Consider the following 20,521-nt stretch of genomic DNA (forward strand, 5'->3'; position numbering starts at 1 on the left):
AAGGCATAATTCCTTGTCTTGAAATGCAAGAAGCCCCGTACTGGACGGGGCTTCTTGTTGTGTCTGACTGGAAGGCTAAAACGGGGAGATCAAGTTGTTCTGCCAATCCTGTGTTCTGTCAGCTTTTTACGGTGACAAAAGACCCTGGTGCAGGTTCAATCACGTCCAGTTTGCCTGAGCCAGGAATGCGCTTGGCAACCTTCTTGCCGGAAAGTGGAGCCAGCCACTTGTCCCAATCTGTCCACCATGAACCCTTGAACTCTTCAGCACCTTCCATCCAGGCGTCCAGATCCTTGGGTTGATCTTCGTTGATCCAGTAATTGTATTTCTCGGCCGCAGGAGGATTGATGACACCTGCAATATGACCTGAGCCTGCCAGCATGAAGCGAACAGGTCCGGCATAGAGCCCTGTGGATTTGAAGACTGAGGGGTAGGGGGCGATGTGATCTTCCTTGGCAGCCTGCAGGTAAACTGGAATTGTCACTTTCGATAAATCGATGGGAATTCCTTTCAAACTTATGCCGCCTGGCTTCGAGAGATTATTGTTGATGTACATTTCGCGCAAATAGAACAGATGTGTCTTTCGCGGCATACGGGTTGAATCCGCATTCCAGTACAGCAGGTCAAACTTCATCGGCTCCTTGCCCAGCAGATAGTTGTCAACGTAGAACGACCAGATCAGGTCGTTGGCGCGCAACATATTGAAGGTTGAGGACATGGAGCTGCCGTCCAGATAGCCTTTTTCATCCATCATGCGCTCAAGGTTGTTGACTTGAGCCTCATCGGTGAAGATCTTCAGATCACCTGCTTCAGAAAAATCGGCTTGCGATGCGAAAAAGGTCGCTGCCTTGACGCGATCGTCACCCGTGGCTGCCATGTATGCCAGGGTTGCGCTCAGCAGTGTTCCGCCAATGCAGTAACCGATCATGGACACTTCACGTTCGCCAGTTGCCTCTTCAACAGCATCGAGTGCATCCAGGATGCCTTCCTGCATGTAGTCTTCAAATGTCTTGTTACCCAGCTCAGCATCCGGGTTAACCCAGGAGATGACGAAAACCGTGTATCCCTGTGACACTGCCCAGGCAATGAATGAGTTCTTGGGTTGCAGGTCAAGGATGTAGTACTTGTTGATCCAGGGTGGCGCAATAACCAGCGGTCGCTTGTGAACCTTATCGGTCGTCGGTTCATATTGAATCAGTTGAGCGAGCTCATTCTGAAAGACCACCTTGCCCGGTGTCGTTGCAATGTTTTCACCCAGCGTAAACGCATCGGGATCGCTCATCATGATGGTGAGCTGACTGGTTTTAGGATCCAGGTCACGTTGCAGGTTCTGCAGCCCCTTCATGATGCTCTGACCACCTGTGTCGAACATGGTGCGAATGGCTTCAGGATTGGTGAGCAGAAAGTTGGATGGAGAAAAGGCGTCGGCCAGCAGTTGAGAATGGAATACGATCTTTTTCTTGTCCTGCTCACTGAGTCCCTCTATGGACGTCATGGTGTTGACCATCCATCGGGACGTGATGAGGTACGACCTGCGAATGTAATCGAACATGGGGTTGTTGGTCCAGGCCTCATGCTTGAACCGGCGATCGTAATCGCCCTTGTCAGCTCCATCGCTGCCAGCACCTGTTTTCATCAGGTCTTTCATGACTTGCTGCATCAGCTCGACGTGCTCTTTCCAGAGCTCATAATTGGCCTGCATCAGCTTCATCGGATCGCTGGCCATTAACTTTGTCGCGCTGTTGAACGCGGGTCCGACATTCATCGGATCCATGCCCTTCATCGGGTCCATGGACTGTGTTGCCATCTGATGGGACTTGTTCAACAAGTCGCTCATCATGGTGGTGTTCTTTTGCCACATATCGGCAAATGAGCGAGTGATGTCTTCCATCTGGTCCTGCATGCGGTCTTCTTTATCGGTCACTATATTTCTCTGTGTCGTTGCGAGATGCTAGAGCTGATGAAAAAATACGGCGTACCATCCAGGAAGAAGCCCTGTCGTCGTAAGATTCCCGGATGCCGATAAGCCGGACAGCATCCTTGAGATCCTTTTTATTCCTTATTGTGTTCGCCGTTACCGTCTCTGCCATCGGTATTTTCGTCACCTACGGGAACAAACATGGTTTCCCAGGATTTCATATTCTTGGTTACCAATTCTCTCATAGTGTCTATGGGAGTGTTTGACAGCATATCCTGCATTTGAGTTTGCACGGTTCGTTGCTGGCTGACGAAGGTGCCGACGCTTTTTTGAAGATACTCGGCCATCATGCCTTGCATGGGATTGCCGTAGAAGCGAATCAACTGGGCAAGGAGCAGCTCGGTAAGAATGGGCTGGCCGCCTGTCTGTTCCTGCTCGACAATTATCTGGAGCAGGAGGGCACGAGTAATATCTTCTCCACTCGTGTCTTCGACTATCTGGATGTCAATGCCATCGACGATCATCTCCCGAATATTTTTCAGGGTGACGTGCTTGCTCGCTTCTGTGTCATACAGACGACGATTCGCGTACTTTTTTATTATTCTTATGGCTTTCACAACACTCTGCTACAAATTAGAGAAACTAACATTCTACACGCGCGAGTGGGCAGGGTGCCCCGTCAACTACTGGAACCCAACCCTTAAACTCGCTTTTGCAGGACTAACCGCTCGTTGGTAATATGACTACTTCGCTTTAGCGGCTGTTTTCTTGGCAGGTGCCTTCTTCTTGGCAGCAGCTGCTGAAGTAGCTGGCTTGCTAGCGGCCGCTTTGGCTGGCGCTGCAGTTTTAGGGGCAGCTGTTGTCTTCGGCTCAGCAGCTTTAGGGCTGGCAGTTTTCTTGGCTGCGGCAGCTTTAGGAGCAGTAGCTTCCTTAGCGGCGGCGGCTTTAGGAGCGGCAGTTTCCTTGGCGGCGGCAGCTTTAGGAGCAGTAGCTTCCTTGGCGGCGGCGGCTTTAGGAGCGGCAGTTTCCTTGGCGGCGGCAGCTTTAGGAGCAGTAGCTTCCTTAGGCGCGGCAGCTTTAGGAGCAGCGGCTTTAGGAGTTGCAGCCTTGGACTTGGCCATATCACCTAGTTCACCAGCAAGAGCAACATATTCTGCAGCACGTGCGTTGACTTTTTCGGCGAAAGCCTTGGTCTCAACGACACGTTGCTCGTAAGTTTCTTGAGGGTTGGAATTATTCGGAGTCTTGACTTGAGTTACCGCGTAATCAACCAGATCACCCATCAGGTCGTAGTTTTTTCGAGCAATACGCTCAAAAGCTTCGGCGGCTACAGAGTTCATGTTCTGCATTGGCTCGAGGCTGGCGAGTGCTTTTTTCTGCATTTCTGCAAATTGTTCGTTTACAGATTTCATCTGTGACTCCACGTATAGATAAGTTGTAACCAGGCTACCCGGTGATAGAGCATCACTCGGGTAGCCTAGACGCACAGTGACTAACTATGCGTGATGCTCAAGACGCTGCAGTGCAGCGTCAACAGAAAAATTACTTGCTGAAAGAAGCTGAAAGGCTTTCAGATGCTTCTTTGAACTTGGCAGAGAACTGCTGAGTCATTTCTGAGTACTCACTGGCACGGCTGTTCATCAGCTCAACAAAAGCGTTGGCTTCAGCAGTTTGTGCAGAAGTAACGTCGTTCAGGTTATCACTGGACAGTGGCAGGTGAACTTGCTTTGCAGAGAATTCAAGTACGTCACCAGCGATTGCGTAGTTCTTGCGAGCAACTTGCTCCATTGCATCAGCAGTAACAGTGGCGAAAGCGCGCATTGGCTCGAAGCCGCCAGTTTGCATGCCGCCCATCATCTGGTTGAACTGCTCAGTCATTTTGTTAGTTACTTCTTTCATGTTTTCAGTTACGTCGTTCATGCTTTCTGTTACGTTTTTCATGGTCTAGCTCCGGGTTGGTAGTGAAGGACAGTTGTCTGTCTTGTTGCAGTGCAGTATAGAGATCAATATTTTGCAATGCAACATCTGGCGGCAACTATTTTTAACAAAATAGGGGGCTTTTTTAAAATTTAATAAAAACAGATACTTGCAATGTTCACAGGTATTGTGAATATATGTAAATCAGAGGATTTTCGCTATGAACAATGCTCTATGTTGCACCGCTCAGGCATTATTGTTCTTGTGCCCAGAGTGCAGAAAAGTCTTGGGCTGCGGAGACGAGGAAAATTGCAGGTGAGAGGCGGTTCTACAGCGGTTCTACCAGCACTGGAAACGGGGCGTCAGGAGCGTTACAAGCAGGAGCGTGGGACTCTCGGTCTTATTCTGGGGCGGCGAAACACAGCCCTTGTCCGCCGACCCGCTGGCTCGAAAGCGGGTTATCCGGCGAACACAAGCCAGCTGCTTAACCGATGTGGTAGCCGCCATTCACTGACAGGTCGGTGCCTGTTATGTAGCCACTATCGGTGTTGGCCAGAAAGCTGACTGCACGCGCGATCTCTTCGGGTTCGGCAAAGCGACCGACGGGTATCTGTTTGACGATCTTTGCGCGAACGGCTTCTGGTACGGCCTGAATCATGGGGGATTGCACATAGCCTGGCGATACGCTGTTGACCGTGATGCCATCACGGGCCACTTCTCGGGCCAGGGCTTTGGTAAAGCCTGTCATGCCGGCTTTTGCGGCGGAATAGTTGGTCTGCCCAATCTGTCCACGTTGCCCATTGACTGAAGATATATTGATGATTCGGCCATATTTACGCTCGATCATGGGAGTAATCACCGGGCGACTGACGTTGTAGACACCGTCCAGGTTGGTTCTCAGAACGGATGACCACTCAGCAGGTTCCAGGTCGACCAGCTTTGCGTCTCGTGTAATACCAGCGGCGTTGACGAGGACGCTGATTGGGCCAATGTTGGCTTCAATCTCTGTCACTGAAGTCTGGCAGGCCGCCGCGTCGGTGACATCGAAGGCAAGCAGCTGGACATTGACACCTTCCGACTTCAGCGTCTTGATGACTGCAGTGCTGCGTTCGACATCAGTGGGGTGGCAGTTCGCTACAACCTTATAGCCTTCCGAGCTGAACTGTCTGCAAAGAGCTGTGCCGATTGCACCAGTTCCTCCGGTAATCAGAACGATGGTTTCACTCATGGTTTACTTTCCTTCGGATGCGCGATTGACGATGTTATTGGTGTAAATACTGCACTGCAATATACTGGAAATTATTTTTTTCGTACCGTGTGAACTTTGATGTGAAGCAATAAAATGTACAAATAACCCCTCATTGTTCACAAATAACCCCCTATTTTCACTAAATGAGTCGATTTTTGCATTATAGACACACTGTTTTATAATTCAAAAATGCTGCACTGTGCATATCGTCTATCCTTGATGTTCATGCAACGGCAAATCGCTCGGACAAAGATTATAGTGAGTGTAACCTCCAATATCGATGCCTTATTGAGTCAGGATACGAGCATCGCGCCGAAAGGCCGTTCTGTTGACTTGGTGCTACCCAAATCTGCTGGTCAGATTCGTCGTAGTCGTGACTATCGCGTATATCTTCCCGCAGGTTACGACGGTCAAACAGCCATGCCCATGGTCATGGCACTGCACGGCTGTAAGCAGAGTCATCTGGAGATTCAGGTTGTTGCCGGTTTGGATCGTATTGCCGACAGGGAAGGCTTTATCGTGGTCTACCCCAGTATCACCAGCCACACCGCATTCAGATCCAGAAACTGCTGGGGCTGGTGGATGCATCGGCAACGCATTCGTGGATCAGGTGAAGTGGGGGATCTATTGCAAATAGTTTCCGCTGTCAGCCGCGATTATGCGATCGATCAGGACCGGTTGCATGTGTGTGGTCTGTCTGCCGGCGCCGCCATGAGTGTTGTGGCTCTGGCTAATTATAGTGATGTGTGGAAAAGTGGAGCCAGTGTCGCCGGTTTGGCTTTTGGTGAAAGTGCGAGGGCTGTCAAGTACGCCAAATTCGTGCCCGTGAAATACAAGCCAATAATGATGCTGAACCGCCTGTTGAAGAGAGCACTGGTGTGCGAGGCGCCGGATCTGTTGATTATCCAGTCTGCGGCGGATAAGCAAGTAGATCTGAAGGCATCTGAAATCCTTGCGCAAACCTGGCGAACGGCAACCTCATTGAGTGATGAGCCGACAGAAACTGCCAGTGGAAAAACGCAAAACACGCCTTGGCGATATGCTCAGTACGCTGATAATGAAGGCCGTGTTCGACTCGGTTATTTTACGGTGGAGGGTATCAAACATGGCTGGATCGGAGGTAATGCCGGAAAGTACAGTACGACTGAGGGGCCGAATGTGTCCGAACTCATTTGTGCGTTTTTCAGCGCCTCACAACAGGCCCTTAGTCCAGTTGAATCGTACTGTCGTCCTTTAGTAGCTCAAGAACAACATCTGAGCGTACTTCGTTGACGTCCGGATGGGCGAGCAGTTGCTCATTGATGAAGGCTGCCAGAGCTTGCAAGTCCTTCAAGCGCACATGCAGCAGATAGTCAGCATCGCCGGTAATGGCGCAGGCAAGACGAACAGCTGCGAGTGAACTCACGAGTTCGCGAAAATTGACTGATGATGCCTTGCTGTGGGAGTGCAGTCGAACCTTCACGAAAGCGTCCAGTCCCAAGCCAACGGAGGCTGGGTTGAGTTCGGCACGGTAGCGGCTGATAACGCCCTGCGTCTCCAGCCGCGTGCGTCGCCGGGAAATCTGAGAGGCAGATAATCCAATGCGATCGCCTATGGCAGCATTGCTCATGGATGCGTCGGCTTGCAGGTGTCTTAGCAGTTCTTTGTCAAATCGGTCCATGGTGGAATTATGCCTGCAAGCAGACCGGCAGGCGGCGTTCACTGGACGTGGTGACACTGTTCTTTTGCTGGAATTCAGGCAGCCAGCAATGCACCGTCGTGTTCTACCAGCAGAAAGTGAATGTCCAGCGGCAGGCACATCAGGTAAGAACGGGCGTTCCATTCCAATGTGCTTGACTGAAAGTGACGAGAGTTACCCGGCAGTTGTCTGGCTTGCCTTTCCAGATTGCGCGTCAAACGCAGTAATTGAAGCTCGTCCTGCTGGCCGGCCTCCACGACACAATTCGGTAGATAGGATTGGGTCAATAGCAAGGCAGCCGGATGGTGAGTGTTGTTTTGACTCTCGTAGAGACGCTGGCGAATTGCCTCGCACTCAGGTGCCGTCCGGTAACCGTTACGAATGCATAGATCGTGAACGCGCTCGAGCTTCTGCTCGTAGGGCAGGCGAGTCACCATTGATGGCTGCTCTCCAACAATGATGTAGTCTGAGCGCAACACCTGCGTGCGCAGGAAGTGCCTGACAGTGCTTGATAATTCCTTGGCCATCGCGCGTGTTGAGTAAAACCAGTCCGCTTAAATCGGGTTCATTACAGACCGGATAGCGGCGTGGTAGTTCAGAAACTTTAGTCGAATCTGGCAATTCGGAATTCACTGTTTGCTCAATCTACAGACATTTCTCCAGAACCTGTACTGGGTGAAGAAGGTGCTCTTGCGTGTAATCATTGATTTGCTTGTGACAGCTGAATCCGTTGGCCACGATGACTGTCTCTTCGCTACACGAATCCAGGGCAGGTTTGAGTGCTCGTGAAAACAGAGTCTGCGCCAGGTGGCGCGTTTTTTCCCGCATGCCAAAGCTTCCTGCCATACCGCAGCAGCTACTTTCAGGTTCTGACAAGGAATCGAAGCATTTTTTCATCCAGTCGCGTTCATGCTGCTCGCCAGAGGCCTTGTCGTGACAATGCAGGTGCATGAGCCCGGTGGGCAAGGTTCTTTGCACTGGAGTGTCTCGCTGGCTTAACAGCGCAGTCAGGGTCATGGCACGGGCGTGCAGATCTGCGGCGCGTTGATCTGACGGGTATTGTCGAATCATCTCATCTCGGAAAACCGACAGGCAAGATGGTTCGATGACAACAACCGGGGCTGCATGGGGCAGGTGTGGATAGAAGTGATCAAGCATCTGGCTTAGTTGCTGGCGTGCCTTTTCAAGAAACCCATACTCGTACAACGGGCGTCCGCAGCAGAAATGTGCACGGGTGACAGCGACCTGAAAACCTGCTTTTTGCAGGACTCTGGTGGCGCTGATCAGAATATGTGAATGGTAATTGGAATTGACAGAGTCAGCCCAAAGTACCGCGGCAGGTAATGCTGCATCACCAAACCAGTTGAAATAGTCATCATGTCGATCAGCATTCTGATGGGCCCATTGTCCGAAGGACTGGCTGCTCAGTACCGGCAACGATGCTTCCTGACTGATGCCCAGTACTCTTTTAGCCAGTGCGCCTAGTGGACCTTTTTGCAACAGATTGGTCAAAGCAGGGGCTTTGGATAACCATGGCAAGGTGGTACCTATATATCCCATGGCGTAATGATGCAGAGGCCGGCGTCGCTGGTCGTAGTGTTTTTCCATGAATTCAGACTTGTAGGAAGCAATATCTACTTGTGTCGGGCACTCATGTTTGCAAGCTTTGCAGGAAAGACAATGTTCAAGAGAATCGGCGATGTCCGGATTGTCCCAGCCGTCGGTAATCAGCTCTCCACGAACCAGCTCGTGTAACAGATGTGCGCGGCCACGAGTGGAGTAGCGTTCCTCACCACTTGCCTGGTAACTTGGGCACATGGCTCCGGACTGAGACCGGCATTTTCCCATGCCGATACAGCGCTCCGAGGATCGGGCAAAACCGCCCAGATCTTCCACGAAATTGAGTGTCGTACTGATATCGGGACGTTGGTAGTCTGGTCCGAAACGCAGGTTCTCATCCATGCGGTAGGCATCGATAAGCTTTCCCGGATTCATGCGCCTTTGCGGATCCCAGATGCTCTTGAACTGCCTGAATGCCTCCATAAGGCGATCGCCGAACATGATGGGCAGAAACTCGGCCTTGGCCTGGCCATCTCCGTGTTCGCCTGACAAGGATCCACCAAACTTCACCACCAGGTGGGCAATTTCCTGGCTGAATTTACGCCACTGCGCAACGCCTTCAGTCGAGCGCGTATCAAAGGTAATACGTGCATGTATGCAACCGTCGCCAAAATGTCCATACAGGCTGGTGGTATAGCCGTAGCGATCGACGAGTGCCTGGAATTCGCGTAGATAGTTGCCCAGTTGCATAGGGTCGACGGCCGTATCCTCCCAACCGACGACAGGGTCGGGGGCATGTGGGTCAAGACTCATGGAGGTGGCCGAAGCGCCTTGCTCACGGATGCTCCATAAGGCAGCTGTATCGCCTGCGTCCGGTACTTGCAGTACTGATAGAACTCTGCTGGATTTCTGCATTGCCTGGACAAAGGTGCTGCAGTGTTCTTCGAGTGACTCCAGAGTGCTTGCTGCCAACTCCACCAGTAGCCAGGCACGTCCCTCTGGCAGCAGGGCAACTTCGCGTTCTTTGAGCTTGCGTGCCTGCAAGCCGCCGATGATGTTCCAGTCAAGCCCTTCCATGGCGATGGGTTTGAACGGCATTAACTCCGGCACACTGTCACCGGCAATGTAGATATCACTGAAGCCCAGCACCACCAGACGCTTGTGCGCAGGGTTTTCAATGAGGTTCAGACGAGCTTGCAGAATGCTGATGCAAGTCCCCTCCGAGCCCACCAGAGCACGTGCCACGTTGAAGCCGTTCTCAGGCAGTAGTTGATCAAGGTTGTAGCCGGACACGCGCCGTTTGATATTAGGATAGCGCTCCCGAATGTCTGCCGCATACTCATCACGCAGTTCCTTGAGCTGGCGGTAGATGCGCGCTCGGGCATCACTACCTGCGATGATGGTGTCCAGCTCTGCCTCGCTGGTGGGCCCTACCCAGAAATGCTCGCCTTCGCTGGTCAGAATTTCCAGTTCAAGAACATTTTCCACAGTCTTGCCTGCCAGCATGGAATGCGGTCCGCAGGAGTTGTTACCGATCATGCCACCCAGCGTGCAACGACTGTGTGTGGCGGGGTCGGGACCGAACGTCAGGCCGTGAACTTCGGCAGCCGCCTTCAGTGAATCGCAGATGATGCCAGGCTCAACCAGTGCCCAGCGAGCGTCGGTATCAATGGACAATACGCGGGTCATGAAACGTGAGCAGTCAAGAATGACGGCCTCATTGACGCATTGCCCGTTCTGGGAGGTGCCACCACCACGCATCAGAACCGGTAGATCATGTTCACGGCAAAGCGCGACTACCTTATGGATGTCCTCAGCATTTCTCGGGTAGACAACACCGAGTGGAATCTGTCGATAGTTGGACGCATCGCTGGTGTACAGCGCAACCCCTGCGGAGGAGAAATCACACTCACCTTCCAGTGTCGACATGAGTGCGGAGTGGAAGGGGGCAAGTCTTGTGTGGTGGGTTTTGTTGTGAGGCATCGTTGGATCGTGTCTGCCCGGTGTACTGGGGCAGAAGGTCTGGGTGTGTATCTGCCAGTCATGCATGCGAGATTGTCGCATCTACTTTAATGTCTACAGGCAGGGGTGCAAGGAACTCTGACACCCCAAGCCTGTTTTGTCCATATTATCCGTACCATTGCACCCCTGATGCTATCGTTTGGCAGCTACCTGTATGGCAGGATCGCTTGAGTAGTCGTCAATGTGAGGGCTAAACGGTTGCATCCTCACCCCAGATGGCCTCAAGGCGTCGGTCCCGACCACAACTGTAGCGATACGCCTTGTAGCGGATCGGGCTTTTCTTGTAGAAATCCTGATGATGAATCTCATTACCCGTGATGGGGTAGAAGGTGGTCAGTGGCAAAATAGGGGTGACGACGTTCTGGTCGGGAAAGCGCTCCACCACAAGCTGACGGGTCTGCTCTGCCAGTTCCAGCTCTGTATCGTCTGAGGTGAAGATGGCGCTCAGATAGCTGGGTCCTTTGTCACAGAACTGACCGTTCGCATCAAAGGGATCAACATTGACCCAGAAGTGATCGAGAATGTCCCGGTAACTGACAACATCCGGGTCATAGGTGATTTCCACCGCCTCATAGTGCCCAGTGTGGTCTCCACGGTAGGTGGGATTCTCGGCAGTTCCGCCCGTAAATCCACTGACTACCTCACTGACACCATCGAGTGATTCGAAGTCCTTCTCCATGCACCAGAAGCAACCGCCTGCAAGAACAGCGGTGTCGGCGTGAACGGCGACGGGCAGCACAGAGGCTGCGGCAAGAAATAGACTGGCAAGTGTGCTTTTCATCAACGGTTCCGGCTGTCGGTTGCAATGGATCTCATAGTGATACAGACCGCCTACAGCCAAGGTAGTTCTTCTGAATGCCGGAACAGACTCTCAATTAGCCCAGTCGAGGTGGGTACATTTTTGACATCCTCCCCTTCCTGAAGAAAGGGGATTCCTACGGCGTTCAAGCACATGCCTGAATCGCTTCGACGGAAGGCCGCCCCGTGGGTTCCTGCTTCACTGGGGCTGCCTTAACTGCATGTTCGTGCAATTCAGGTCTGACGTCCCCTCCACAGGCCATCACGGCGTGTCCCGCCGCTACGATATTCTTTGCCGCATTGACATCGGCGTTCTCTGCATGTCCACAAGAGACGCAGCAGAAGCTCTTCTGAATTTTGCGGTTCTCTTGCGCTATGTGACCACAGCTTGAACATTGCTGGCTGGTGTACTGAGCTGACACCACAATCAGATCACCACCTGCCCACTTGAGCTTGTAGCCCAACTGTCGACGGAACTCACTCCAACCTTGATCGAGAATTGCTCGATTGAGGCCCGATTTCGCCTTGACGTTTTTTCCTGGATCTTGTCGGGTACCGGAAGCCGAACGAGACATATTGCTGACCTTGAGGTCTTCGATGCACACCACCGCGTGATTTTGGCTAATGAGGTGTGATTTCTGATGCAGGTAGTCTGCTCGGACATTGGCGATTCGAATATACAGGCGGGCGATTTTCGCTTTCTGTTTTTTCCAATTGCGGGAATACTTGCACCGACGAGCCAGGGCTCGCTGTGCGCGTGCCAATTGTCGTCGAAGTTGTGCAAAACTGTTCTTCGGCAAATGAATGACACCGTCGCTTTGTGCTGCAAAAACGGTGATGCCCAAGTCGAGACCAATCGCTGTTGTGGATGGGTGTAGAGGAGTCTCAATCTGTTGTGCAGTCTGGACAGAAAAAAACCACTTACCCCCTCGCTCACTGACGGTGATATTACGTAGCGTGCCGATGACATTACGGCTGTTTCGGTAGCGCATCCAGCCTAACTTGGGTAGAAAAATACGATTGTTGGCCTGATCAAGCTTGAACTGTTTGGGTTCCGGAAAGCGAAAGCTATTCCCTCGGCCTTTCTTTTTGTACTTAGGGAAAGCAGCGCGTTTGGCAAAGAAATTCTGATAGGCCCGATCAAGATCTTTGAGCGATTGCTGCAGCGTTTGAGCGGGTGCGAGTTGAAGCCACAGCGTGTCTAGATCTTTACGCCAGGTTGTCAGGCTCTTGCACATCTGGACATAGCTGATGTACTTCAGTTCGGCCTTATGGTTCTCTTGCTGAAGTGCCAATGCCTTGTTGTAGACAAACCGAGAACTGCCTGCAAACTGCCACAGCTGGCGGGTTTGTTCACCATTGGGGCGTAGCTCGAATTTGAAGGCTTGTAGACGTTCCATGGAATGAAGAATACACTGGACCGATAGAGATCATGCCACAGATACTCAAAATATACTGTATTTATATACAGCCATGCAGGAATGTATAATTACTATCGAATCAGGGAAGAGAAACCTTCGAGCTAGGCGAGCAAGAGGCTTCGCCTCTAGCGCTATCCATCCCCGCCCTGAAGGACGGGGCTTTCCGCGCGTAGGGGTAAATTACTTGCTGGCAGCCTTCCGGCGAGAACGCGGCAGACGGTGGCTGATGAAGGTTGTAAACCCACTCAGGCCAATGTAGGTCATGCCAATACCGATGATTGAAAGAAATACATCATAGAGCCAGCCATCGAACCCGCCCGTATGTACGGTACGCATCGCCTGATAGGCTTTTTCTCCTAATGAGGATGTGCTCGCATCAACGCGCAAGCCCATCATGCCGTCAAATGCAGTGATGTGTACACGGCTGTTGCCGTGCTCGGCCCACTCACTTGTCGTACGCATTTGAATGACTTTATCCTCCGCGGCGCTGGGCCAGACCAGGCCTGTGATGTGGGCCTGTGGAAATACTGTCATGGCTCGCCCCAATGCCCGCTCCCAAACGGCTTCGCTTTGACCGTCGAGCGCATCCACTCCTTCACCAAAATCAGCCCCATACGTATCACTCTCCGGGGAATAGAAGAACGATCTTGATGTGTCCGGGAATGTGATTACCACGCCGCTTAGTAGAACGATGGCAAAGGGCAGGCTCGACAAAAAACCCAGATTGCGATGACTGAGCAGAATGTGTGGACGTATGAGTTTTCGGGGAATAAGTCCTACTCGCCAGTGACGGCGTTTGGGCCAATAGGCCACAAGCCCGGCCAGGATCATGAGCAGTGATGCCAGACCTGCAGCGCCGACGACATACAGGCCGGCGGTGCCGCTCAGCAATCGGTGGTGCAGGTCCAGTAGCCAATCTTCCGGACGGCCATTGGGAGCCCACTCTTCAAGCACACTGCCATCTGCCGCAATATAAGCGGCATGCTTGTTGACAAGATCTATACGGCTGATTCCAACGTTTTCGTCCCCAAAGCGGATATGGTTGATGGTATGAGCACCAAATGCGGATTCACTTGATTCAACGATACTGAGCAAATCATTCACATTGCGATCCAGCCCCTGTGCCTGTTGTGCAAACGCCAGGCGAACATAGGCGTCTTTCCAGATCAGAGCCGTACCTGTTGAGGCGATGAGAATCAGCAGCAGGGCCAGAATTGCCCCCATCCATGCATGGATAAAACGGGCGCTAGAACTCAACATTGTTGATGACCTTGCCGTCCACTGCGCGATACATCTCTTTGTGTTCACTGTAATAGCCGCTTACGGTCAGCTCGATCTGGATAGGGCCTTCTTCCAGATTCATGAAATACCAGCCGTGGTAGCCAGGGAAGGCTGCCGTGAAGGATCCGTTCTGGCCACGGCCTTCGCCCTTGCTGTAGGCCATTTCAAAACCATCCGGATAGTTGCTGGCATCCGCTGTTGAGGGATGGCCGTGAAACTCATAGAACACCCCGTCACCTTCCGGGTTCAGTAGCTTCCATGAATAGACCAGCGTGGAATTCTCGGGGATAATGAATTTGTGTTCAATCTCGCCCAGGTCATCTATCTCCAATACGATTGTTTCAGACATGAACGGCGCATCTTCCAGCTTTAGCATGCCGCGAATAGAGCGATTGATCTCCTCGGCTTCCAGGTCATACTCTTCAACATTGAAACTCAGGTTCTGTCCGAAATCAGTGCCCGCTTTTTCAACGGTAGTGCTGGCAAGAGCGTTGATTCCGGTCAGCTTGCCGAAGCCTGTCAAGTCTACGCCGTGCTCTGCTGGCAATACGAACATGACCAGTAGCGCCCCTGCCGCGGCAGCAGCCATGACAAGTTTTGGGCCATTGGATTTTTTTCGCTGTGATGACTTCGACATGATTTAGCTCAACTGAAATAGAAACCGATGCTTTGCATGCCAAACAGGAAGAGTCCGGCGCCAAAGAGAAAAATGTTGGTAGAGCGAGCAATCCGCGGAAAATCAGGCAGGCCTCGCAACCATCCGAATAACAAGATAAGTAGCGTCAGTGCGATAAACTGTCCCAGTTCGACCCCGATGTTGAACGAGATCATATTCTCCACAAGACCATCCTGAGACAAGCTGATGTCTTGCAGTTTGGTGGACAAGCCAAGGCCGTGGACAAGTCCAAAACCGAACACGGCAATTCGTGGATCGAGAAAATTGATAGACTCCAGATTCTCCAGAGCCTTGTAGCAAACCGACAGGCCGATGATGGCATCGATCAGATAGGCATTGACATCGATGCCGGAAAGCACGCCGAACAGCAAGGTAATGGAATGACCAATGGCGAACAGGCTGACGAACTTCAGCACATCCTTGAAGGCCCTCAGAAAGAAGATCACACCAGCCAGATAAAGCAGGTGATCGTAGCCTGTGACCATATGCTTGGCACCCAGGTACATATAGGGGAATATATGCACCCCTTCAGCATTGGCCAGAAAAGACTGATCACCACTGGCTACACCATGGGCGTAAGCAGGGCTGCAGGCAAACATCAGCCACACAATGGGTGCGGCTGACAAGAGTTTATTGAGGAGTCTCATTGGCAGTATGGATACTTCAGTCCTACAAGTCTTCTACGTAGGGGATAAAGCGGCCGAGTACGATGATGCTGGTCCACAGGCACAACGACAAGCCTGTCGACAGTTTGGCATTGAGGCTTAAATCACTGAAGTTATTGGCTCCGGCCTGTATTTTTGGACGCACCTTGAAAGTAAAGTAGAGGGCGTTCAGACCGGCGATGATGATAAATAGTATTTTTATCCTGAAGGCAATGTTGATGAAGTAGCGCCCCGGATCGCCCACGACAAAAAGTGCACCTGTGATGAGGTTGATGGCAAATCCGATCAGCGTTGCAATGATGAATTTGTCGACCAGTCTCAGGGAAATGTTGGGAGCAAATCCAATAACGCTCAGGTCAACGATCAATAGCGATCCCAGTAGCAGGCACAGTCCGAGAAAATGAAACATCTCCAACGTCGGCCAAACCCAGCTATGGCTGGTGATGAACTGGTTAAGCGCAGAATTGCTCAGTAATTCAATGATTGTTTCCACCGGTCAGCTCCTAGAATATGTAGCCGATGAGGCGGCCGAAAATGATCGTGACGACCCATGAACAGATTGCAGCAATTGCCAGGCGTCGATCCGTTTTGGTGACATCACTCTGGGTTCGATACCCGACCTTGACCATTCGGTAGGTCAGAAAGAGTGAAAGAAACAGGCAGGCGAACTTTGCATAAAGCGCCCAGTTATAACCGAGCGACGTTGCACTACCCATGAACAGAGCAGTGCCGGAAATCAGATTGACTACAAAGCCTGCCTGCGCAAGTCGCCAGTACGGCATGACTGCCGATCGGGGGATCGCGTCGGCGAACCCGAGGATGCGTAATGCAAGCATGACGGAGATACCGACCAGAACGCCCATTCCCAATGCATGCAGGGAGAGGGCTATTGGATAACCCCAGATGGATGATGAAATCATCATCCCGATGGAGGAATCCTCTAACGCTAGTAAAAAGTCCATAAGCCATCTCTTGCGACACGCATTGCTTGACGGTGCATATTGTCCGTATATTCAGATGTTTTGATGAGAGCTGTGGATCCCGAGGGGATCCACAGTGGGATCACTGTTCTAGCGTCCTTCTTCGACGGTCAGGTCATCGCAGTTGAATGGCGCATACTGACCATCCATTTTGACGGACTTCTGCAAGTGCGAATTGGGCTCTGCAAGGTAGACCGGATCGGTGATGGTGTATTCATGCACCAACTCGTTCTTGTCATCAACATAGAAAGTCTCGGCGATTTCCATCTGCTCGCTGTAGGGCACGGTACGTTCAGTACGGCCGCCGATCACTTCGAGAAAGCCCGGAGAAAAACCTTTGGTCATGACGTCAAGCTTGTTACCTGTCCATTTACCCACCGAATAACCGGCCATCGTAGGTTCGATCTGCTCTGGAAAGTCACCGTCGATATGAATAGTGCGTTTGGTATCCATAAAGCCATAGGTCAAGGTCACCTCGGTTGGTGTCTGCTCGATCTTGTTGACCATCTGGTCAAAACGGTAATCAAGAATGATATTGGTGGGCTGGCAGCTGAAACGCGGATTGTCTTCAGAAGTCCAGTTGCCGGATATATCCAGGGCTGCCTGGGTTAATACAAAGGCTGGTGCCGGACCTGCATAAGCCGCTGGTGGACCACTGGGGATGGGCTCTCCCCACTCGCCAACAATGGATGCCCCATCGGTGGCTGTAGCACTATCGGTCTTTTTATCGTCGCCTGTGGGAGCCTCGTCCTGTTCCGGATTGATGAACTCGCCGTTGTCACCGATTTCACCGTAACGAATGAGCGTTCTTCCATCGCTGAATGTAACGGACTCGGTATAGCAGGTCGTGGGTTCGGTGCGCGCAGGAGAACCGAAAATCTCGATTTCCGTGCCGACCTCGAACATGGACGTTTTCCAGCCCTTGCGTTTCAGCAGGCTGCCGGAGCGCAACTCACAGCGCCAGTTGACGACTTCGTTGTTTGCCTCAGGCACGTCGAAATAGACATAGGAGTGAGGGTTCGCGAATCTGACCTTGGTGACTACGCCTTTTTTTGTCAGAGTCTGCGACAAGTCGAATTGTCCGTTGACGCCGTGGTGAGCGTAGGTTGCAGCGGGAAGAGCAGTCCCCCCACACAACGCGACAATCGCACTAATCATGAGTTTCTTACGCATCGTTATTCCTCTGAAATCAACTGGAAATCGGTGGTTTTTAGCCGGGTGTAGAGAGCGTCGAGCCATTGCTTCCTGTTGTCTCTTTTCCAGAGAAATACCGGACGCGTTCGACACTGAGCATCATTTAAAACGATAATTAGTGATTTAGCAACATAATATCTATGATATTAATTAAATACATATTATTTGCACAATTGGTTTGCGTCATGATTCTGGGCTGGACTTGCAGAGCTAGGCCGCTACAGGTCACTTGAACGAGTCATAATTCCAGCAACCGATTCCAATACCTGTTTATGAGAACGTTAAAAGAACTACTGAATACCTTGCCTCAGCAAGGTCGTGTCGAATGGATCGGTGTGCGCACAGTTCGCCGTACGCCCATGACTGAGCTGAATGAAGTGAGGGCTTGCAGCGCAAGTGGGCTTGAGGGGGATCGGTATGCCGGACGTACCGGGGAGCGGCACGTAACCTTGTTGCAGGCTGAACACCTGCCAGCAATTGCCGGCTTTCTGGGCAGGCAGGAGATAGCTCCAGAGTTGTTGCGTCGCAACCTCATTGTCAGTGGCATCAATCTGTTGGCATTGAAAAACCGCTATTGCCAGATAGGCGAGGTCATACTGGAAATCACAGGTGCCTGTCACCCCTGTAGCCGGATGGAAGAACTACTGGGTGAGGGCGGGTACAACGCCGTACGGGGTCATGGCGGCATGACTGCCCGCGTGTTGCAGGACGGAATCTTGCGAAAGGGCGATACCGTGATCATGCTTGAGTCGCATGCTGATGCATCAGAACCCTGAGCTGGGCGAGTCGGCAGAAATATGACAGGCAGGGCAGACAACTCACAGTTCAGTATGATGTGTGCGTCACTCTAATAAATTCAGGAACCAAGCCATGAGTTACCAACCTGCTGACGATCGTTATGCAACTATGCCGTATCGTCGCTGCGGTCATTCAGGATTGCTGCTGCCGGCCGTTTCTCTGGGGCTTTGGCACAATTTCGGCCACGATGTTGCCTACCAGACGCAGCGTGCCATTTGTCATGCCGCCTTTGATGCGGGTATCACGCACTTTGATCTGGCCAACAACTACGGCCCGCCACCGGGCTCTGCTGAAACAGCTTTTGGTCAGATCCTGGCCAGTGATTTCAAAGGCTACCGAGATGAGCTGATCATCTCCTCCAAGGCCGGTTACAACATGTGGCCCGGACCCTATGGTGAGATGGGAAGCCGCAAGTATCTGATTGCCTCTTGTGATCAAAGCCTGAAACGCATGGGGTTGGATTATGTGGATATCTTCTATTCACACCGTTTTGATCCCAATACACCATTAGAGGAAACCATGGGTGCGCTGGATCATATCGTTCGATCCGGCAGAGCCATGTATGTGGGTATCTCATCGTACAATTCGGAACGGACGCGCGAGGCGGTAGCCATCTTGAAAAGCCTGGGTACTCCGTGCCTGATACATCAACCCAGCTACAACATTCTCAATCGCTGGGTCGAGACAGATGGTCTGAAAGATACTCTCAAGGAGTTGGGTGTCGGCTCGATCGCCTACACACCATTGGCGCAGGGGATGTTGACAGACAAGTACCTCAACGGCATTCCCGAAGGCAGTCGTGCCACTCAGGGGAAGTCTCTCAAAAAGTCATTTGTGTCCGAAAAAGCGGTAGAGAGTATTCGCGCCCTTAATGAAATAGCACTTGGTCGGGGTCAGAGCCTGGCGCAGATGGCGATTGCGTGGGTGCTACGTAACGAAGGCATCACAACAGCGTTGATTGGTGCCTCAAAGCCTGAGCAGGTGGTGCAGTGTGCAGCCGCTGTCAACAACCTTGAATTTACTCAAGAGGAGCTGACAGCTATTGATGCGAGTGCGAATGAAGAGGATATTAACCTCTGGGCAAAATCTTCAGAGTCCTGATCTCTGGGGTCGCTTCACTGGATGATGGTAGGGGCGGTGCGTGAGTGCACCGCTCTAATTCAATCTAGAGGGTCAGGTCATGGCGGGTGGTTGGTCAAAAGATGGGGCTGTACAGGATCAGATTGATGCCAGTGTCGATGAGGCCGTCAATCGGGCTCGGCAACAACTGCACAAGGGTGAGAGTCTGGTTGATTGTGAGGAATGTGGAGAGCCCATTCCGGAGGCTCGTCGGCGTGCTGTCAGTGGTGTTCGATTGTGTGTAACCTGTCAGGAAAATGCTGACGAGCATCGCAGCGAGCAAGCCGGCTTCAACCGGCGAGGCAGCAAGGACAGCCAGCTGCGTTGATCGGGCGGCACGGTATTCTGAGAGTTATTGATGAAGATTTTGATTGCCTGTGCCCCGGGTATTTTTTTACTGCTCTGGTCGGGTGGATTCACTGTGGCCAAGATAGGCATCAGCGACGCTGATCCGCTAACGTTGCTCGCCTTGCGTTATGCCTGCGTTGTCGTGATATTGCTGCCTTTTTGCCTGATCATCAAGCCGCCTTTGCCCAAGGGCAGGCAGCAATGGTTGAACCTTGCCCTGGTAGGGTTTCTGATACAGGTTGCCTATTTTGGTACGGCCTGGATGGCATTCTACAAGGGCGGTTCGGCAGGCACCGTGGCACTGATCACCTCACTGCAACCCATTCTGGTCGCCTTGATCATGCCGATGATGTCCAGCGAGCGGGTGTCTATCAAACGCTGGCTCGGCCTCGCTCTGGGGCTTGCAGGCACCAGTCTGGTATTGGCGGGCAATGCCGGGATCGAACCTATCAGCCTGACGGTGCTGGTATTCTCGACATCTGCCTTGATTGCGTTCACGATAGCGACGGTGTGGGAAAAGCGTTTTGGTGTTGCGCATCATCCGTTGACGTCAAACATGGTTCAGTACACCGTGGGACTTGCGGGTACCTTGCCGTTGGCGTTGCTATTTGAGCCCATGCATATTGAGGTGACTGTGCCGTTTCTGTTTGCACTGGCCTACCTGGTACTGGGTAACTCCCTGCTTGCCATCAGTTTGCTGCTGATGATGATTCGTCGAGGTGAGGCTACGCGTGTGTCCGCCTTGTTTTTTCTGGTGCCGCCAGTCTCTGCGCTCATCGCCTGGCTGGTTCTGGATGAGCACATGAGTTCACTGGCCTGGCTCGGTATGGCTGTGGCTGCTATCGGTGTCTGGATGACGACTCGCCGCGTGGTGTGAGCGGCAGGGAAGGGTCTGAC

Annotated in this window: 21 protein-coding genes; 5 read left to right on the forward strand and 16 right to left on the reverse strand. The window is 52.2% G+C overall.

The genetic code is table 11. The annotated features are described in order from the left end of the window. Nucleotides 1-118: 118 nt before the first annotated feature. From IMCC3135_RS12425 to phbB, 5 genes are all read right to left on the reverse strand, one after another. The gene (locus IMCC3135_RS12425; protein ID WP_205738017.1) at nucleotides 119-1,924 is read right to left on the reverse strand and encodes a PHA/PHB synthase family protein; all 1,806 of its coding nucleotides are present in this window, start codon (nucleotides 1,922-1,924) and stop codon (nucleotides 119-121) included. Nucleotides 1,925-2,052: 128 nt separating this feature from the next. Further along, nucleotides 2,053-2,535, reverse strand: a complete 483-nt coding sequence (gene phaR / locus IMCC3135_RS12430) for a polyhydroxyalkanoate synthesis repressor PhaR (protein ID WP_088917907.1) — start codon at nucleotides 2,533-2,535, stop codon at nucleotides 2,053-2,055. A gap of 126 nt (nucleotides 2,536-2,661) precedes the next feature. Continuing rightward, on the reverse strand, nucleotides 2,662-3,330 hold the full coding sequence (locus IMCC3135_RS34710) for a hypothetical protein (protein WP_205738018.1): 669 nt from the start codon (nucleotides 3,328-3,330) through the stop codon (nucleotides 2,662-2,664). A gap of 130 nt (nucleotides 3,331-3,460) precedes the next feature. Next, complete coding sequence (locus IMCC3135_RS12440) at nucleotides 3,461-3,859, reverse strand: phasin family protein (protein WP_088917908.1); 399 nt, start codon at nucleotides 3,857-3,859, stop codon at nucleotides 3,461-3,463. Nucleotides 3,860-4,319: 460 nt separating this feature from the next. Then, nucleotides 4,320-5,063 carry an acetoacetyl-CoA reductase gene (phbB, locus tag IMCC3135_RS12445; protein ID WP_088917909.1) on the reverse strand — a complete coding sequence of 248 codons (744 nt, stop codon included), beginning with the start codon at nucleotides 5,061-5,063 and terminating at the stop codon, nucleotides 4,320-4,322. 279 nt (nucleotides 5,064-5,342) lie between these two features. On the opposite strand from phbB, the gene IMCC3135_RS12450 reads away from it, so the two are divergent. Next, the gene (locus tag IMCC3135_RS12450) at nucleotides 5,343-6,356 is read left to right on the forward strand and encodes an extracellular catalytic domain type 1 short-chain-length polyhydroxyalkanoate depolymerase (RefSeq protein WP_157735945.1); all 1,014 of its coding nucleotides are present in this window, start codon (nucleotides 5,343-5,345) and stop codon (nucleotides 6,354-6,356) included. On the opposite strand, the gene IMCC3135_RS12455 is transcribed toward IMCC3135_RS12450, so the two are convergent. The 11 genes from IMCC3135_RS12455 to IMCC3135_RS12500 all read right to left on the reverse strand — a co-directional run bounded on the left by IMCC3135_RS12455 (nucleotide 6,289) and on the right by IMCC3135_RS12500 (nucleotide 17,338). Further along, nucleotides 6,289-6,744, reverse strand: a complete 456-nt coding sequence (locus IMCC3135_RS12455) for an Lrp/AsnC family transcriptional regulator (RefSeq protein ID WP_169727453.1) — start codon at nucleotides 6,742-6,744, stop codon at nucleotides 6,289-6,291. The genes IMCC3135_RS12450 and IMCC3135_RS12455 overlap by 68 nt on opposite strands. 74 nt (nucleotides 6,745-6,818) lie before the next feature. After that, nucleotides 6,819-7,289, reverse strand: a complete 471-nt coding sequence (locus tag IMCC3135_RS34035) for a hypothetical protein (protein ID WP_157735946.1) — start codon at nucleotides 7,287-7,289, stop codon at nucleotides 6,819-6,821. A 118-nt stretch (nucleotides 7,290-7,407) separates the two neighbouring features. After that, nucleotides 7,408-10,305, reverse strand: a complete 2,898-nt coding sequence (locus IMCC3135_RS12460; protein WP_169727454.1) for an FAD-binding and (Fe-S)-binding domain-containing protein — start codon at nucleotides 10,303-10,305, stop codon at nucleotides 7,408-7,410. 229 nt (nucleotides 10,306-10,534) lie between these two features. Then, on the reverse strand, nucleotides 10,535-11,125 hold the full coding sequence (gene msrA, locus IMCC3135_RS12465) for a peptide-methionine (S)-S-oxide reductase MsrA (protein ID WP_088921820.1): 591 nt from the start codon (nucleotides 11,123-11,125) through the stop codon (nucleotides 10,535-10,537). A gap of 163 nt (nucleotides 11,126-11,288) precedes the next feature. After that, the gene (locus tag IMCC3135_RS12470; RefSeq protein WP_205738019.1) at nucleotides 11,289-12,542 is read right to left on the reverse strand and encodes an RNA-guided endonuclease InsQ/TnpB family protein; all 1,254 of its coding nucleotides are present in this window, start codon (nucleotides 12,540-12,542) and stop codon (nucleotides 11,289-11,291) included. 201 nt (nucleotides 12,543-12,743) lie between these two features. Further along, nucleotides 12,744-13,823: a PepSY-associated TM helix domain-containing protein gene (locus IMCC3135_RS12475; RefSeq protein WP_088917913.1), complete on the reverse strand. Its 1,080-nt coding sequence runs from the start codon at nucleotides 13,821-13,823 to the stop codon at nucleotides 12,744-12,746. Next, complete coding sequence (locus IMCC3135_RS12480; protein WP_088917914.1) at nucleotides 13,810-14,481, reverse strand: hypothetical protein; 672 nt, start codon at nucleotides 14,479-14,481, stop codon at nucleotides 13,810-13,812. The genes IMCC3135_RS12475 and IMCC3135_RS12480 overlap by 14 nt, the downstream gene beginning before the upstream one ends. Nucleotides 14,482-14,489: 8 nt before the next feature. Further along, nucleotides 14,490-15,167 carry a HupE/UreJ family protein gene (locus IMCC3135_RS12485; protein ID WP_088917915.1) on the reverse strand — a complete coding sequence of 226 codons (678 nt, stop codon included), beginning with the start codon at nucleotides 15,165-15,167 and terminating at the stop codon, nucleotides 14,490-14,492. 22 nt (nucleotides 15,168-15,189) lie between these two features. Continuing rightward, complete coding sequence (locus tag IMCC3135_RS12490) at nucleotides 15,190-15,678, reverse strand: hypothetical protein (protein WP_088917916.1); 489 nt, start codon at nucleotides 15,676-15,678, stop codon at nucleotides 15,190-15,192. Between the two features lie 10 nt (nucleotides 15,679-15,688). After that, nucleotides 15,689-16,147, reverse strand: a complete 459-nt coding sequence (locus tag IMCC3135_RS12495) for a hypothetical protein (RefSeq protein WP_157735947.1) — start codon at nucleotides 16,145-16,147, stop codon at nucleotides 15,689-15,691. Nucleotides 16,148-16,255: 108 nt separating this feature from the next. Further along, the gene (locus IMCC3135_RS12500) at nucleotides 16,256-17,338 is read right to left on the reverse strand and encodes a DUF6152 family protein (protein WP_088917918.1); all 1,083 of its coding nucleotides are present in this window, start codon (nucleotides 17,336-17,338) and stop codon (nucleotides 16,256-16,258) included. Nucleotides 17,339-17,631: 293 nt separating this feature from the next. Here IMCC3135_RS12500 and IMCC3135_RS12505 point away from each other — a divergent pair, with 293 nt between their 5' ends. The 4 genes from IMCC3135_RS12505 (at nucleotide 17,632) to IMCC3135_RS12520 (ending at nucleotide 20,501) form a co-directional block, all read left to right on the forward strand. Further along, nucleotides 17,632-18,135: an MOSC domain-containing protein gene (locus IMCC3135_RS12505; protein ID WP_088917919.1), complete on the forward strand. Its 504-nt coding sequence runs from the start codon at nucleotides 17,632-17,634 to the stop codon at nucleotides 18,133-18,135. 94 nt (nucleotides 18,136-18,229) lie between these two features. Further along, entirely contained in the window at nucleotides 18,230-19,258 is a 1,029-nt protein-coding gene (mgrA, locus tag IMCC3135_RS12510) for an L-glyceraldehyde 3-phosphate reductase (protein ID WP_088917920.1), read from the forward strand. A gap of 79 nt (nucleotides 19,259-19,337) precedes the next feature. Continuing rightward, the gene (locus tag IMCC3135_RS12515; protein WP_088917921.1) at nucleotides 19,338-19,604 is read left to right on the forward strand and encodes a DksA/TraR family C4-type zinc finger protein; all 267 of its coding nucleotides are present in this window, start codon (nucleotides 19,338-19,340) and stop codon (nucleotides 19,602-19,604) included. Between the two features lie 30 nt (nucleotides 19,605-19,634). Then, entirely contained in the window at nucleotides 19,635-20,501 is an 867-nt protein-coding gene (locus IMCC3135_RS12520) for a DMT family transporter (RefSeq protein WP_088917922.1), read from the forward strand. The last annotated feature ends 20 nt before the right edge of the window (nucleotides 20,502-20,521 follow it).

The organism is Granulosicoccus antarcticus IMCC3135 (genome assembly GCF_002215215.1).
GTDB classification, from domain to species: domain Bacteria; phylum Pseudomonadota; class Gammaproteobacteria; order Granulosicoccales; family Granulosicoccaceae; genus Granulosicoccus; species Granulosicoccus antarcticus.